The organism is Aquabacterium sp. CECT 9606 (assembly GCF_918741295.1).
Taxonomy (GTDB): domain Bacteria; phylum Pseudomonadota; class Gammaproteobacteria; order Burkholderiales; family Burkholderiaceae_C; genus Aquabacterium.
This window is the reverse complement of record NZ_CAKKNB010000003.1, coordinates 973,699-988,576: the sequence shown is the minus strand read 5'-3', so window position 1 is coordinate 988,576 and position 14,878 is coordinate 973,699. Positions and strand designations below refer to the sequence as shown.

At 63.6% G+C, this 14,878-nt stretch carries 13 protein-coding genes; 2 read left to right on the top strand and 11 right to left on the bottom strand.

From position 1 onward, the window contains the following. The coding region (locus LQ232_RS17220) for an Ig-like domain-containing protein (protein ID WP_230181587.1) at nt 1-1,940 on the top strand (1,940 nt) is incomplete at its 5' end. 10 nt (nt 1,941-1,950) lie between these two features. Here LQ232_RS17220 and LQ232_RS17215 read toward each other — a convergent pair. The 11 genes from LQ232_RS17215 to LQ232_RS17165 all read right to left on the bottom strand — a co-directional run bounded on the left by LQ232_RS17215 (nt 1,951) and on the right by LQ232_RS17165 (nt 14,290). Then, nucleotides 1,951-2,796: an urease accessory protein UreD gene (locus LQ232_RS17215; protein WP_230181586.1), complete on the bottom strand. Its 846-nt coding sequence runs from the start codon at nt 2,794-2,796 to the stop codon at nt 1,951-1,953. A 32-nt stretch (nt 2,797-2,828) separates the two neighbouring features. Further along, nucleotides 2,829-3,629: an ABC transporter permease gene (locus LQ232_RS17210; protein ID WP_230181585.1), complete on the bottom strand. Its 801-nt coding sequence runs from the start codon at nt 3,627-3,629 to the stop codon at nt 2,829-2,831. Next, a complete protein-coding gene (locus tag LQ232_RS17205; RefSeq protein WP_230181584.1) occupies nt 3,626-4,369 on the bottom strand; it encodes an ABC transporter ATP-binding protein in 744 nt (247 codons plus the stop codon). Before LQ232_RS17205 ends, LQ232_RS17210 begins: the two co-directional genes overlap by 4 nt. 25 nt (nt 4,370-4,394) lie before the next feature. Continuing rightward, the gene (locus LQ232_RS17200; RefSeq protein ID WP_371820284.1) at nt 4,395-5,387 is read right to left on the bottom strand and encodes an ABC transporter substrate-binding protein; all 993 of its coding nucleotides are present in this window, start codon (nt 5,385-5,387) and stop codon (nt 4,395-4,397) included. A gap of 166 nt (nt 5,388-5,553) precedes the next feature. Beyond that, the gene (locus LQ232_RS17195) at nt 5,554-7,464 is read right to left on the bottom strand and encodes a sensor histidine kinase (RefSeq protein ID WP_230181583.1); all 1,911 of its coding nucleotides are present in this window, start codon (nt 7,462-7,464) and stop codon (nt 5,554-5,556) included. Between the two features lie 132 nt (nt 7,465-7,596). Continuing rightward, nucleotides 7,597-8,175 (bottom strand): tRNA-uridine aminocarboxypropyltransferase, encoded by a 579-nt coding sequence (locus LQ232_RS17190; RefSeq protein WP_230181582.1) that lies wholly within the window; start codon nt 8,173-8,175, stop codon nt 7,597-7,599. After that, nucleotides 8,172-9,614 carry an aminoacyl-histidine dipeptidase gene (locus tag LQ232_RS17185; RefSeq protein ID WP_230181581.1) on the bottom strand — a complete coding sequence of 481 codons (1,443 nt, stop codon included), beginning with the start codon at nt 9,612-9,614 and terminating at the stop codon, nt 8,172-8,174. Before LQ232_RS17185 ends, LQ232_RS17190 begins: the two co-directional genes overlap by 4 nt. Next, complete coding sequence (locus LQ232_RS17180) at nt 9,614-10,897, bottom strand: M20/M25/M40 family metallo-hydrolase (RefSeq protein ID WP_230181580.1); 1,284 nt, start codon at nt 10,895-10,897, stop codon at nt 9,614-9,616. The genes LQ232_RS17185 and LQ232_RS17180 overlap by 1 nt, the downstream gene beginning before the upstream one ends. Continuing rightward, nucleotides 10,894-12,675 carry a 2-oxo-4-hydroxy-4-carboxy-5-ureidoimidazoline decarboxylase gene (uraD, locus tag LQ232_RS17175; protein ID WP_230181579.1) on the bottom strand — a complete coding sequence of 594 codons (1,782 nt, stop codon included), beginning with the start codon at nt 12,673-12,675 and terminating at the stop codon, nt 10,894-10,896. Before uraD ends, LQ232_RS17180 begins: the two co-directional genes overlap by 4 nt. Then, entirely contained in the window at nt 12,672-13,616 is a 945-nt protein-coding gene (gene puuE, locus LQ232_RS17170; RefSeq protein ID WP_230181578.1) for an allantoinase PuuE, read from the bottom strand. The genes uraD and puuE overlap by 4 nt, the downstream gene beginning before the upstream one ends. Further along, on the bottom strand, nt 13,613-14,290 hold the full coding sequence (locus tag LQ232_RS17165) for a GntR family transcriptional regulator (RefSeq protein WP_230181626.1): 678 nt from the start codon (nt 14,288-14,290) through the stop codon (nt 13,613-13,615). Before LQ232_RS17165 ends, puuE begins: the two co-directional genes overlap by 4 nt. A gap of 198 nt (nt 14,291-14,488) precedes the next feature. On the opposite strand from LQ232_RS17165, the gene uraH reads away from it, so the two are divergent. After that, a complete protein-coding gene (gene uraH / locus LQ232_RS17160; RefSeq protein WP_230181577.1) occupies nt 14,489-14,875 on the top strand; it encodes a hydroxyisourate hydrolase in 387 nt (128 codons plus the stop codon). The last annotated feature ends 3 nt before the right edge of the window (nt 14,876-14,878 follow it).

The following is a 14,878-nucleotide window of genomic DNA, read 5'->3' as shown; positions in this document are numbered from 1 at the left end:
CGGCGGTGGCGAACATCAACGATGCGCCTACCGGCACAGTGAGCATCAGTGGAACTGCCACGCAGGGCCAAACGCTGACGGCCAGCAATAATATTGCCGACATCGATGGCCTGGGCACGATCACCTATCACTGGTACCGCGGCGGTGTGGATACCGGATCGACTGGCACGACCTATGTGTTGAGTGAGTCGGACGTCGGCGCCGTGATGACGGCGGTGGCCACGTACACAGATGCGCATGGCACCGCCGAATCAGTGACCAGCGCGGCCACCGCCGCCGTGGCCAATGTCAACGATGCGCCCACTGGCACGGTGACCATCAGCGGCACAGTCACCCAAGGTCAAACCTTGACGGCCAGCAACAACATCGCCGACATCGATGGCATGGGCACGATCACCTACCACTGGTACCGCGGCGGTGTGGACACCGGCGTCACCGGCAGCACCTACGTTCTGACCGAAGCGGACGTGGGCTCGGCCATGTCGGTTAAAGCGACCTACACCGATGGCCATGGCACCAACGAGGGTGTGGACAGCAGCGGCACCGCGGCCACTGCCAATGCCAACGACGCTCCAACAGGCTCGGTAATCATCACCGGCACGCCCGCCCAGGGCCAGACCCTGACCGCCAGTGACACCATCGCCGATGCCGATGGTTTGGGTGCCATCACCTACCACTGGCTGAGCAATGGCGTGGACACGGGCCTCACCGGCAGCACCTACACCCTCTCGCAGGCCGATGTGGGCGCCCAGATCCGCGTCTTGGCCACCTACACAGATCAACACGGAACGCCAGAGACCGTGTCCAGCGCTTCCAGTGCCAGCGTGGCCAATGTCAACGACGCGCCAACCTTGAGCTCAGGCAGCATGCTCATGTCGGCCAGTCCTTCCGTTACCGTGGACGCAGGCACCTTGCTGAGCACCGCCACTGACCAGGACGGCGACACCTTGAGCGTGCAAGTCATGAGCACGGTGACGCACGGTCAACTCACCGTCTTGAGCGATGGCAGCCTGCGCTATGAAGCTGCATCGGGATTCTCTGGCATGGACCAGTTCACCTACGTGGCGTTTGACGGCCAATTGCAAAGCAGTGTGCGAACCGTGGTGATTTCGGTGACCAGCCCGCCGGTGGATGAGGTGATCATCGTCAATCCGGGCACGGGCATCAGCACACCGACCAAGCCGTCAACCCCGATTGATACTGGCTCTGAGCCTGACGCGTCGACCCCCGTCACCCCACCAACGATCGATCCCATTCCCGACCCGGTTGTGGCGGCACCAGGCAAGGACCAGGGCAGCGGTGGCAACCCAGCCGTTGACCAAGGCAACTTGAATGACTTGCCCCCCACCGGCGCGTCTGGCGCCGCCAACTCGGGGTCGGCAAGTGCACTGGCCCGCTACCCGAGCACCGCGTCCTTCAATGCCGGCTACCAGGGCCAGGACTTTACCTTCCGTCTGGATCTTGGTGGGCTTGACCTGGGCTTCAACGCGGGCCGCGCCTTCATGGCCTCGATCAACGGCGTGAAACCCGTGGAGGAGGCATCAGGCGGTCTTGGCTTGAATCTGTCTTTGAACGCCAGCTCCGAGCAAGGTGGCTCTCACGCCTCGTTGTTGAACTTCACAGAAACGCCAGACGACCAATTGGTCAAGGTGCAGAAGGTGGCCGTGCAAACATCGGGGGCCGTGGTCTCGGTGGGCGCTGTGTGGTGGGCGGCCCGCATGTCAGGGTTGTTGGCCAGCTTGATGATCAGCACGCCTGCCTGGCGTTCCATCGATCCTCTGCCCGTGATGGGCCTCAGCAATGGGCCTGATGGCGATGACGAAGAGGCCGACGACCCCTTGGCCCCGCACGGCGAACATCAAATGGACGAAAAAGCGGCGGGTCTTTTCGGCGCGCAGGCGCCCAGCATGATGGCCCGTGACTTGGATCGCATTGGCTGAACGCCAGTGTTCAGGTCCGCCAGACCCGTGGCGGGCAGGCTTCCATTTGCCAAGCCACATCACGCCAGCCGCCCCTCACCGAGCTCAGCAACTGCATGATGGGTTCCACGCGGTCCGCCAGCACCCGCACCACCACCACTTCGTCGTGCGGGCTGGTGCAACCGGCTTGCGCGTTCAAGGCATGGGCATCGATCAAGGCACGGGCGCTGTCCAGCAAGGCATCACGGCGTGCACCGGACATGGCCTGGCCGGTGGCAAACCACAGCGTTGCCATCACGCGGTGACCCGCCCAGCCCAAGGGGCTGTCCAGCAAGCGGTGATCGTTCGCGCGGATGGTGCCCCGCTCCAGCCACACGCCTGGCAGGTCAATGGCCTGGGTGTAGTGGCCGTCGGCATGGGCCGGGTCGTCGAACAGCTCGCCCGCCGCTGGCAAGCCCAGGGCCAGCACATCCCATCCCATCATCTCGGCGCCAGGAGCCAGCTCGAACCGCATGCGGTTTTCGGCGCGGCAACCCCGGTAGGCGATGGTTTCCAAAGGCAGCCATTCCAGCCGCGCGCCACCGGCCACCTTGGCGATCAATGATTGCTGAGCCAGCTCGCCAGCACTGCGGTAAAAACGGGTGGCCCCCGGCGTGGTGATCAGGGCATGGCTGCCCGAGGCCAGGTTGGCGTTGATCTCCAGCACGTCACCGCCGGCAATGCCGCCCGGGGGATGCACCAGGACGTGGTGGCAAACGGCATCGCCTTCCGGGTAAAGGCGCTGCAACACGCGCAGTGGACCGTGGTGCAGGTCGTGGGCGATGGTGCGCTGGCCATCAAGGCGGTAATCCAGGGTCAGGTGGCCAAGCCAGCTCATGGGCAACAACTACAAAGTTCAGTGCAAGGCGCTCAGTGTAGTGGCCGGGCAGACTCGTGCCAGCCACCCAGCACCCCCCGTGTCAGGGCGGCCAGCGCGGCGAACAGTCCAATGCCCGTCAAGGTGATCAGCACCAGCGCGGCAAACATGCGCGGGATGTTGAGCTGGTAGCCCGATTGCAGGATCTGGTAGGCCAGCCCAGTGCCCGTGCCCCCAGTGCCTGCCACGAACTCAGCCACCACCGCGCCAATCAAGGACAGGCCGCCCGAGATGCGCAGCCCCGCCATGAAAAAGGGCAGGGCGCTGGGGATGCGCAGGCGCACCAACCATTGCCAGCGGCTGGCCCCTTGCAGCCTGAAGTAATCGGCCAGCCCCGGGTTGATGCTGCGCAGGCCGGTGGTGGTGTTGGCAATGATGGGGAACAAGGCCACCAGCGTGGCGCACACCACCATCGACCAGGTCGGGTCCTTCACCCAGATGATGATGAGTGGGGCGATGGCCACGATGGGCGTGACTTGCAGCAGCACCGCATACGGAAAAAACGCGGCCTCAATCCAGCGGCTTTGTACAAACACGAAGGCGATCAGGGTGCCGATCAAGATCGAGGCACCGAATGCCAGCACGGTGATTTTCAAGGTCACCAGCAAGGCGGGGCCCAACAGGGCCCAGTCGGCCACCAGCGTCTGGGCGATCAACCAAGGCGAGGGCACCAGGTAGGCCGGTACTTCAAAGTACGTGACCCAGGCTTGCCACACGCCCAGCAGGCATGCGGCCGCGAGCAGGGGCAGGGCCAGGCGCAGGATGGGTTCGCGGCGAGGTGAGACGGAACTCATGCGGCAGCCTTGGATGCGTCGCTCAGGCATTGGCGAAGGTGCCGCTCCAGCGTGTGGAAGGCTGGGCTGGCGCGCCAATCGTCACCGCGGGGGTAAGGCGCGCCAATGCTGATCTCGTCCACTATCCGGCCGGGGTGCGCCGCCATGACGACCACGCGCTGCGACAGGTACACCGCTTCACTGATCGAGTGCGTCACGAACACCACGCTCAATCCCTGGGCGTGCCAAAGCTTCAACAGCTCATCATCCAACCCTTGGCGCGTGATCTCGTCCAGGGCACCAAACGGCTCGTCCATCAGCAAAATCTGCGGTTCGGTCACCAGGCTTCGTGCAATGGACACGCGCATCTGCATGCCGCCCGACAGTTCGCGCGGCCTTTGCCCGGCAGAACCTTGCAGCCCCACCTGTGAAAGCGCACGCGCCACACGCGCATCGGCTTGCGGTCGGGGCACGTGCGCCAGGTCAAGGGGCAAGCGCACATTGGCCTGCACGCTGGCCCAGGGCATCAAGGTGGCTTCCTGGAAAACGAACGACAAGCGTTTGCCTTGCACGACCACGCCTCCGTGCGTGGGCAGCAGCAAACCTGCCACCATGCGCAGCAAGGTGCTCTTGCCGCAGCCCGAGGGGCCGAGCAGGGTGACGAATTCGCCCTCCGCCACCGACAGGCTCACGGGCAGCAAGGCCTGGGTGCCATTGGGGTAGATCTGCGTGGCCCCCTGTACTTCGATCGCTGAATGCATGCTCAAACCGTTGGGGCTTTGTTGCTCAGGGCATGACCTTGGCCGGGGCGATGAAATCTGTCCGGTAGATTTGTTTGAGCGGCACCTTGGTTGGGTCCACCAGCTTGTGCTTGACCAGCATGTCGTAGGTCTGCTTCATGCGCTCGTCGGTGATGATGCCGATGCCCAGCTTGGCCGCGTCGCCGCCCATCACCGTGCCGGTGTCTTTCAGGGTGGCAATGCCGTAGGCCAGTTGCTCGTCGGTCATGTTGGGGTTGTCTTTTTTGATCAGCGTGTTGGCGGGCGAAGGGTCCCCCGTCAGGTAGCTTTTCCAGCCCTCCATGGAGGCCTTGACGAAAGCCGCCACCGCCTTGGGGCGCTCTTTCAAAGTCTTGTCCATGCAGACCACGGCGGTGGCATAGGGCGGCCAGCCTTCATCGGCCAGCATGAAAACGCTGGGCTTGAGCTTGCCTTCTTTCAGGATGGCAAAGGGCTCGGACGCCAGGTACCCTTGTTGCGCGATGTTCTTGTCGGCCAGAAAGGGCTGGATGTTGAAGGTGTAAGGCCGCATCTGGCTGTCGGTGAAGCCGAACTTGGCTTTGAGCCAGGGCCAGTAGGTCACCATGCCCGCGCTGCCAATCAGCAAGGTGCGGTTTTTCAGCTCGGGCAACTGCTTGACATCGGGGTGGGCGATCAACACCACCGGGTCTTTCTGGAAAGCGGCGGCCACGGTCACGGCCTTGATGCCTTGCTCCCACGACTGGATGGTCTGGACGTCATAGCCCATCACACAATCGGCCTGGCCAGCCAGCATCAATTGCATGATGTTGACCTGCGGCCCGCCCATCTTCAATGTGACGTCCAGGCCGGCTTTGGCATACAGGCCTGTGGCCTGGGCTTGGTAGAAACCGCCGTGTTCGGCCTGGGCATACCAATTTGTGACGTAGACGAATTTTTCCGCGGCGTGGCTCAAGGGGGTGCACATCAAGGCCGACGAGGCCACCAGGGCCAGGCTTGTGCGCTGAAATCGCTTGTTCATGGGGGCGTCCATCGTGTGTTGCAAAGTGGGCGGGGCCATGCGCAAGTATGGCGCACCAGCGGGCATCAAGACGTTGCAGAACGCCAGCATTTCCAGTATGAACATCAAGCCCAGGAGCTTGTGAAGGCAGCCTACGGCACAGGCTGCGGTTTCGGCCCCGCCTGGTTCATTCAGTGGAGTGGGCGCCCGGGGCAGGTGCATCAAGCGCGGTGGGCGGTACCAGTGTGGACGCCTTGGTCGGCAAGGTGAAGAGGAACTCGCTGCCTTCGTTCTCGATCGCGCGCACGCTCAAACTGCCGCCCATCAATTCCAGCAGCCGTTTGCAGATCACCAGGCCGATGCCCGTGCCGAGGGTGGAGGTGTTCTCTCGGCCCAGCCGGTTGAAGGGCTCGAACAAGTGTTCGACCTGTTGCCGCGTCATGCCCAGACCGGTGTCCCTGACCCGAAAAGTCAACTGGCCTTCGTGCTCCTGCAGGATCAAGGTGACGTGGCCACCCGGCCGGTTGTACTTCACGGCGTTACTGAGCAGGTTCAGGAGTACCTGCTTGAGGCGGACGCGGTCAGCGCGCACCTGCGACACGCCGTCCTGCGTGATGGTGTCCAGGTGAACGCCGGCCGAGCTTGCCTGCGTGGTCAGCATCTGCTGGCAGTCACGTGTCAATGCGCGAACATCCACGTCTTCAATGAAAATGTCGATCGAGTCGCTCTCGATTTTCGAGACATCCAGCACGTCGGAAATCATCTCCAGCAAGTGCAGGCCGGATGATTCGATCTGGTTGACCATGCTCAGTTGCCGTGCACTGAGCGGATCGGCCGTGTTCATTTTCAGCACCTGGGCAAAGCCCAGCACAGCGTTCAAGGGCGTGCGCAACTCGTGGCTCATGCGTGATAGGAAATCGGTTTTGGCCTGATTGGCAGCCTCGGCGGCCACCTTGGCGCGGCGCTCTCGCTCTTGCAAGCGCAGGCGCTCGCCCATCTCCGAAAAGCCTTGCTCGAGTGCCACGAACTCGCGGCTGGTCACGGCATTGGAAGGGGGGCCTGGGTCCACGCCGCGCGACAGGTTGCCCATGCGCGCCAGCAGGCGGTGGGCGGGGTACACCACCTTGGCCAGGGCCAGCCGCCACGCCAGCCACATCGCGGCCACCGACAACAGCGTGTTCACGATCAGCAGCTTGATCAAGGACTCCTTCAAACCTGCATCCAGACTGGCTTTGGGCACGCCAACGGCCACGCTCCAGTCTGAAATGCTGGAACGGCTGAAAGCCGTGATCACGGGGATGCCATCCAGGGTGGTTGTCTCCAGCACGCCCTCACGCTGTTCTCGCACCATGCGGACCAGATCCGGCACTGCGGATTTGCCTTGAAAGCGGGCCAACTCGTGAGTGCGGGTGATCACCTTGCCCTGGCTGTCCAGCACCACGCCTATCCAGTTGGGTGGCAGGCGCTGGGCCAGCAAGATGTTGGCCACGCGTTCAGGAAAGATGCCGGCATTCAGGCCGTAGATGATCTGCCCGTTGCGCCTGACGGGCACGCCAATGGCCAGGATGGGCTTGCCCGTGGCGGGCCCGATGAACATGTCGGTCAACACCGTGGCGCCCTGGGTGAAGACCTTGTGCAGTTGAGGCGTCACGCCCTGGGGCAGTGGGGCGTTAACCGGCAAGATGGTGTTAATTTGCTGCCGCCCGTTGGCATCGGTCAGTACATAGTTGGTGATGTTTTGGAAGGGCTGGGCCTGCTTGGCCTGTCGGTAGAAAGCGGGCAGGTCATCGGCGTTGAGCGCGGCCGACGTGGCCAGCACACGAAGCCCTGATTCGATGCTGGCGATGTCGCGGTCCAGGTTGGCTGTGGCCGCGCGCGCAGTGGCGATGGCATTTTGAACGGCCCGCGCTTTTTGCTGCTGGTAGTCCGAGACGATGAAGTAAGTGGACATCAAGGCGGCAGGCAGGATGCAGGCCATGACCAGCAGGGCGAGGCTGCTGCGGATGCTCCAGGTGGCAGTCTGATGGGATGAGCCGGCGCCGCGCTTGAAAGTCCAGGTTTTGCGAGGACTGGCACTTCGTTGCACGAAGTTGATCATGGCGTGAATCCAGATGCATGGATGTCTTGAACACAGGCTGCCAGTGGACGGGGCAGCAACGGGCACAACTACAACACAACACAACTGTCCACCCGGCCAGTAGACCACAAGCTTGCACCGGGATGGCCGGATTCAGCGCGTCTGGCTGGCCACGAAACCGGCAAAGGCCGCCAACAATGGGGCAAATCGGTCGGCGGGTTCGGGTTGCAGCTGCTGCAGTGCCAGGCAGGTGGCCTCCAGCGTGGAGAGCTGGTCTGGGTGATGCGCCTTGCGGATCAGGTATTGCGAGGGTGGCGGTGCGTGCAGTGCCAGGCGCGGCAGCTCGTGCAAAGCGGGGTTCAGGTGCAGCATCTTGCGGCTTTTCCGCCACGTGCCGTCCAGCACCACCAGTCGGATCTGGCGCGGGTCGGCGGGCATGGGGGCAGAGTGGGCCTGTTGCTCATCATCACCTGGGTACAGCAGCACGTTGACGCGCTGGTCTGATTGCAACAATGCCTGCAGCTTTGGCGGGTCAAACAATTCACCGGTGACCAGGCGGCTGCCTGGCAAGCTCAGGTGCAGCAAGCGCGCGCTGCCTTTGGCCTGGGTCACTTCCAGCGGATGCTGAAGGATCAGTACATCGGTGTCTGTCAAAGTGGGTGTGACCCAGCGGCAGATGCAGGTGCTGTCAGGGCGCAGGCACCGGGAGCACGCCAGCCGCCCGGACTTCACGCGTGGGCCGCCAGGATCGCCGTCAGCAATTGCCAGGTGCGCGTCACCGAGGCCACGTCCACTGATTCGCCGGGGGCATGCGCGCCCCGGATGGTGGGGCCAAAAGAGACGATGTCCAGGCCCGGGTACTTGGCCGCGATGATCCCGCACTCCAGTCCAGCGTGGATCACTTGCACGCTCGATTCGGCTTTGAACTCGCTGCGGTAAACCTGTTGGCACAGCTTCAACAGCGCCGAGTCGGGATTGGGCGTCCAGCCAGGGTACTGTCCGTTTGATTCGGCCGCGGTGCCTGAAAGGGCCCACAGGCTGACGATCTCATCGGCCAAGGCCTGGCTGCCGCTGTCCAGCAGAGAGCGGACCATGAAATTGCAGCTGCCGCCATCAGGCTTCAAATCCACCATGCCCAGGTTGTTCGACGTCTCGACCACACCCGGCACGCGCTGGCTCATGCGCCGCACGCCGTGAGGGCTGGCGTGCAGGCTGTTCAGCCAGATGGTTTGGTCCTGGGGCGACAGCACATGGGTGGCCTGGGTGGCTTGGGCGCTCAGCTGCAAACCCGATTCCACACCCGCCAGCTCGTGGCTCAACAGACTTTGCCAATGCGCCATGTCGTCGGCCAGCTCGGTGCCGTGTCCAGCGGGCAGGGCCACGGTGGCAAAAGCTTCGCGGGGCAGGGCATTGCGGGCCGTGCCACCACGCAACTCGGACAACAGCATGGGGTAGCGGCCAGCCAGGCCATGCAGAACGCGCACCAGCAATTTGATGGCGTTGCCGCGCTCCTCGTGGATGTTGACGCCCGAGTGGCCGCCTCGCAAGCCGCGCAGAGATAGCCGCCATGCTTCATGGCCCGCTGGCAATGGCCGGGCCTGCGCTGGTCGTGACACGTTCACATCCATGCCGCCCGCGCAGCCCAGGTAAAACTCACCCCATTCTTCGGTGTCCAGGTTCAGCATCACGCTGCCTTGCAACACACCTGGGGCCAGGCCTTGCGCACCGCCCATGCCCGCTTCCTCGTCCACGGTGAACAAGGCTTCGATCGGGCCATGGGTCAAGCTGGTGTCCTCAAGCACCGCCAGGATCATGGCGACGCCGATGCCGTTGTCCGCACCCAGGGTGGTGTCTTCGGCGACCAGGTCGCCATCACGCAGCACCGGCTTGATCGGATCCCGCGAAAAATCGTGCGGCGAGTCGCTGTTCTTCTGGCAGACCATGTCCAGGTGGCCTTGCAGCACCATGCCTGGCACACGCTCTAGACCGGGACTGGCCGGTTTGCGGATGATGAGGTTGCCAGCGTCATCCACCTGGGTGGGCAGGCCGCAGGCGGCCGCCCAGTCGCGCAGGTGGTCGCGCAAGGCGGCTTCTTGTTTGGATTGGCGGGGAATGCGGCACAGTGTGGCGAAGTGCGCCCACACGGCAGTTGGTTTCAACTCGCTGAACATCAAGCTTCCTTGGGCTGGTCAAAAACCGCATTCTCGGTCAGCAGATCCAGCAAAGTCCTGGCCACCACTTTGGTGGCCTTGCGCAGGTCTTCCAGCACCAGGTGTTCGTCGGCGCGCTTGGCATTGGACTCGAACACGGTGCGCGGACCGGCGCCATAGATCACGGCCGGTATGCCTTGCGCGCAGTACAGGCGCACATCGGTGTACAGGGGCGTGCCCATGGTGGGAATCGGCTGGCCAAACACCGCATGGCCGTGTTTCTGGATGGCGTTCACCAAGGGTGCGTTGCCCGGCAGCGGCTGCAAAGATTTGGCCAGCAACAGGCGCTTGACATCCACCGTGATGCCAGGGAATGTGGCGGCGGCCTCGGCGATCACGCAGCGGATGTCAGCTTCAACCAGGACCGGGTCTTCTTCCGGGATCATGCGGCGGTCAAGCTTCAACACCACCTTGCCCGGGACCACATTGGTGTTGGTGCCGCCTTCAATGCGGCCCACGTTCAGGTAGGGGTGCGTGATGCCGGGTACCTTGGACGTGGTGCCCTTGTAGATGGCGTTTTGCGCGTACAAGGCATTGAGGATCACCGTGGCGCCTTGCAGGGCATCGATGCCCGTGTGCGGGATGGCGGCGTGGGCCATCAAACCATGCACCGTCACCTCCATCTGCAGACAACCGTTGTGGGCGGTGACCACCTCGTAGCTGAAGCCGGCGGCAATCAACAGGTCGGGTTTGGTCAGGCCTTGCTGGAGCAACCAGCCCGGGCCCAGTTCGCCACCGAATTCCTCGTCGTAGGTGAAGTGCAGTTCGACGCCGCCTTTCAGCGCGGGCGCACCGGCTTGCGCGGCGAGGGCTTCCAGCGCGCGCAGGGCAAAGCTGAAGGTGGCAAAGTCGCTTTTGCTGACAGCGCTGGCGCGACCGTAAAGCTTGCCGTCAATCACGTCACCGCCGTAGGGATCGTGGGTCCAGCCCTCGCCAGGGGGCACCACATCGCCGTGGGCGTTGAGGGCGACGGTGAGGCCGCCTTCGGAAAAATGGCGGCGCACGATGAGGTTGGTCAGGCTGGTGAGGCCGTATTGGCGCACTTCGGCTTCGGGCACAACATGCCGTTCCGCCTCCCAGCCGAAGCCTTGCAGCAGCTCGGCCGTGCGTTCGGCGTGGGGTGCATTGTTACCGGGCGGGGTGTCGGTGGGCACCTGCACCAGGGCTTGCAGAAAGCGCACTTCTTCGTCGAAATGGGCGTCGATCCAGGTGTCCAGGGCCTGGTAGTTGGATGAAATCGTCATAGGTTTTCCAGCAGGTGCATGAAGGCGTCCACGCACAGTTGGGCGTCGTCGCTGGTGATCGTTTCGAGCGGGTTGTGGCTGATGCCGGCGTTGCCGCCGCGCACGAAGAGCATGGCCTGCGGCATGACCTGGTGCAGCTTCATGGCATCGTGGCCGGCGCCGCTGGGCAAGGTGTAGGCGGGCAAGCCGGTGGCTTGAACCGCCAGGGCCCAGCGCGCCTGCCAGGCCGGGTCGCTGGGGGCGGCGGTGGCGGTCATGGTGCGCTCCAGCTTGTAATGCACGCCACGCCGTTCGCAAATGCTTTTCAAGGCGCCTTCCATGTCCGCAGCCAGGGCATCGCGCTGCTCATTGTTGGGGGCACGCAGGTCGACAGTGAACAGGCAGCGACCAGGCACCACGTTGATCGAGCCCTGCGGCACGTTGAGCACACCCACAGTGCCCACGGAGGGGCCATGAGGGCTTTGCAGATCCAGGCCCGCGCGGCGCTCCACGTACAGCAGCAGCTTGGCCACTGCGGCGGCAGCGTCCTTGCGCCGGTCCATGGGCGTGGTGCCGGCGTGGCTGGCCATGCCGATCACTTCGCCGCTGTAGCGCGCGCTGCCGTTGATGGACGTGACCACGCCCAACGGCATGTCGATCTCGTCCAACACGGGGCCTTGCTCAATGTGCACTTCCACGAAGGCCTTGTATCGGCACGGGTCGCGCTTGAGGGCCAGGATGGCATCGAGCTTGCCGGGCAGGCCGGCGTCCACCATGGCCTGTCGCACGGTGATGCCGTCGGCGTCAATCAGGTCCAGCCAGGCGGGATTGAAATCGCCGGTCAAGGCGCTGGATCCCAAAAAGGTGGCCTTGTAGCGCTGGCCTTCTTCTTCGGCGAAGCCCACGACCTCGATGCCAAAGGGCAGGCGCTGGCCGCGTCGATGCAACTGGCGCACGCAAGCCATGGGCACGAAGATGCCGAGCCGGCCGTCGTACTTGCCGCCGTTGCGCACCGTGTCGAAGTGCGAGCCGGTCAGCAGCCAAGGCTCATTGGGGTCGGTGCCTTGGTATCGGCCCACCACATTGCCCACGGCGTCCTGGCTGACCTCGTCAAAGCCGCAGTCGTGCATCCAGGTTTGCAGGTTCTTGGCGCAGGCCTGGTGGGCGGGGGTCAGGTAGGTCACCGTCAAATGGCCGGCCGTGTCGCCGATGCCTTCGGTGTGCTGGGCCAGTGCTTCGCACCAATCCCACACCAGTTCGCCTTCGAGGTTGCGGATGGCGAACTTGTCGTTCAGGCGGATCTCGGCGATGCGGTGGATGTTGCGCAGGCACTCGGCCAGCTCGAAATCTGGGTGGTTGTCCAGGCGGCGCTGGAAGATGGCGATGATGGCCGAGCGGCTCAGGCCCTGGCCACGCGGGCCGCGCACGGCCATGATGAAGGGCCAGCCAAAGCGCGCGTTGTAGTCCTGGTTGAGTTGTTGCAGCAGGTCGAACTCTTCGGCGGTGCAATGCGTGAGGCCTGCCTTGCTTTGCTCGTTGGTGGATTCGGCCGTGAGCTGGCCGGCCACGGCGGCCTTGCCCGCCAATTCGGGGTGGGCGCGGATCAGGCCCAGTTGCGCAGTTTGAGGTGCTTGGCGCACCACCTGGGCCAGGGCGTATTTCAAGTGGGCCAAGGTTTTGAAAGGCCGCTGCGCCCAAGCCTGCTCGGCGATCCATGGCGAGTGTTCATACACGCCGTTCAGCAAGGCGGTGAAGCCCGCCTGATCGGCATTGTTGAGTTGGTCAAGGGTGAGGCTCATGTCGGGTGCACCGCTTTCCAATGGCGGGCGATGTCCAGTCGCCTGCAAACCCAGACCTTGTCGCGCGCTTCAATGTGGTCCAAAAATCGTTGCAAGGCGCGGATGCGGCCAGGGCGGCCCAGCAGGCGGCAGTGCATGCCCACGCTCATCATCTTTGGTTCATTGAGACCATGGGGATCGCCTTCGGCATACAGCACGTCGAAGGTGTCGCGCAGGTAGGTGAAGAAGTCATCGGCTTGCGAGTAGCCTTGCGGCAGGCAAAAGCGCATGTCGTTCACGTCCAGCGTGTAGGGCACGATCAGTTGTTGCACGGTCTCGCCACTGGTCTTGGTGACAGGCATCCAGAAGGGCAGGTCGTCACCGTAATAGTCGCTGTCGTACTCGAAGCCGCCATAGTCGGCCACAAGGCGGTGCGTGTTGGGGCTGTCGCGTCCGGTGTACCAACCCAGGGGGCGCTGGCCCGTGAGTTGTTCGATGGCCTGCATGCCCAGGGCCATGTGCTCGCGCTCGGTGGCCTCGTCGATGTTCTGGTAGCTGATCCAGCGCCAGCCATGGCAGGCGATCTCGTGGCCCAGATCGACCAAGGCCTTGGTCAATTCAGGGTGGCGTTGCAAGGCCATGCCCACGCCAAACACCGTGAGCGGCAACTGGCGTTGCTCGAATTCGCGCAGCAGGCGCCACACGCCCACGCGCGAGCCGTATTCGTAAATCGACTCCATGCTCAGGTGTCGATCTGGAAACGCGGGCGGGTTGAACATTTCGCTGAGGAACTGTTCGCTGCCCTGGTCGCCATGCAGCACGCTGTTCTCGCCGCCTTCCTCATAGTTCAGCACGAACTGCACGGCGATACGCGCGCCACCGGGCCACTGAGCGTGCGGAGGTGTGCGGCCATGTCCGATCAGGTCGCGGGGGTAGGGGGAGTTTGTGGGCTTGGCGGTCATGTTTGAAGGGCATCGGCCAGCGTGAACTGGGGGACGCGGGGGTGTTCGGTCAATTGGTGTTCTACGGTGCTCAGGTGCGCTTCCATCAAGCGGATGGCCTCGTCAGCATCGCGCGCCTCGATGGCCCGCAGGATGCTCACGTGCTCGGCATTGGAAACGCCCGCATCGTCGGACGATTGGTACATCAGGGTGATCAAAGAGCAACGCGATACCAGCTCCTGGATCAGCTCGGTCAGCACTTGGTTGCCCAGCACCTCGGACAGGCGCACGTGGAAATCGAACAGCAGCTTGGTGCGCGTGGCCACGTCAATGCGGCTGACGGCCTCGCGCTCGGCTTTCAGATGCGCCTTCAGCCGTTTGATGTCGATCGGGCGGGCTTGCTCAACCAGCTCGCGCAGCATCTGGCTTTCGACCATGCGGCGCACCGCGAAGACCTCTCGCGCTTCATCAATGGATGGCTTGGCCACGAAGGCCCCACGCGCCGGCTCCAGCCGCACCAGCTTGAGTTGCGACAGGCGGATCAGCGCCTGCCTCACGATGGTGCGCGAGACGCCAAAGCGGTCGCCAATGGTTTGCTCAACCAGCTTGGCGCCTGGCTGCAGCCGGTGTTCCACGATGGCACGCGTCACGGCCGCAACGATGAGCTCGGTGCTCGACGACTCGCCCTCGGGCATGGACGCTTGGTCCACGGCCGTCAGGGTGTCGGCATCGACCTTGGTCAGACGGAGGTTCTTGCGTGAAGCGCTCATCGTGGTTAAAGTGTATACAGTTTTAAGCGTTGCCTGCAAGCCCACGCTGATCTGTCAAGGGCGGCCCGCGACTTGCAATGCCCTTTCACGAAGGCACATGCCGTGCCAGGACACCCAGCTCCAATGACCGACCCCAATCCCCCTGTTACCGCCGCGCCAACCGGGCGTCTTACCACCCATGTGCTGGACACTGTGCACGGCCACCCTGCCGCGGGCATGTCGGTGGCCCTGTATGTGATGCATGGTGAATGGGCCTTGATCAAGCAGGCCCGCACCAATGCCGATGGCCGCCTGGACGCACCACTGCTGTCTGGTCATGACCTGGTGCCGGGCCGCTACCGATTGGTGTTCGATGTCGAGGCTTATTTCCGCCAGATGGGTGTCGATCTGCCCAAGCCCGCCTTTCTGGGCCAGGTGCCGCTGGACTTCGGCATCGCCGATGGCACGGCGCATTACCATGTCCCGCTGTTGGTCAGCCCTTGGGCCTACTCCACTTACCGAGGCAGTTGATCG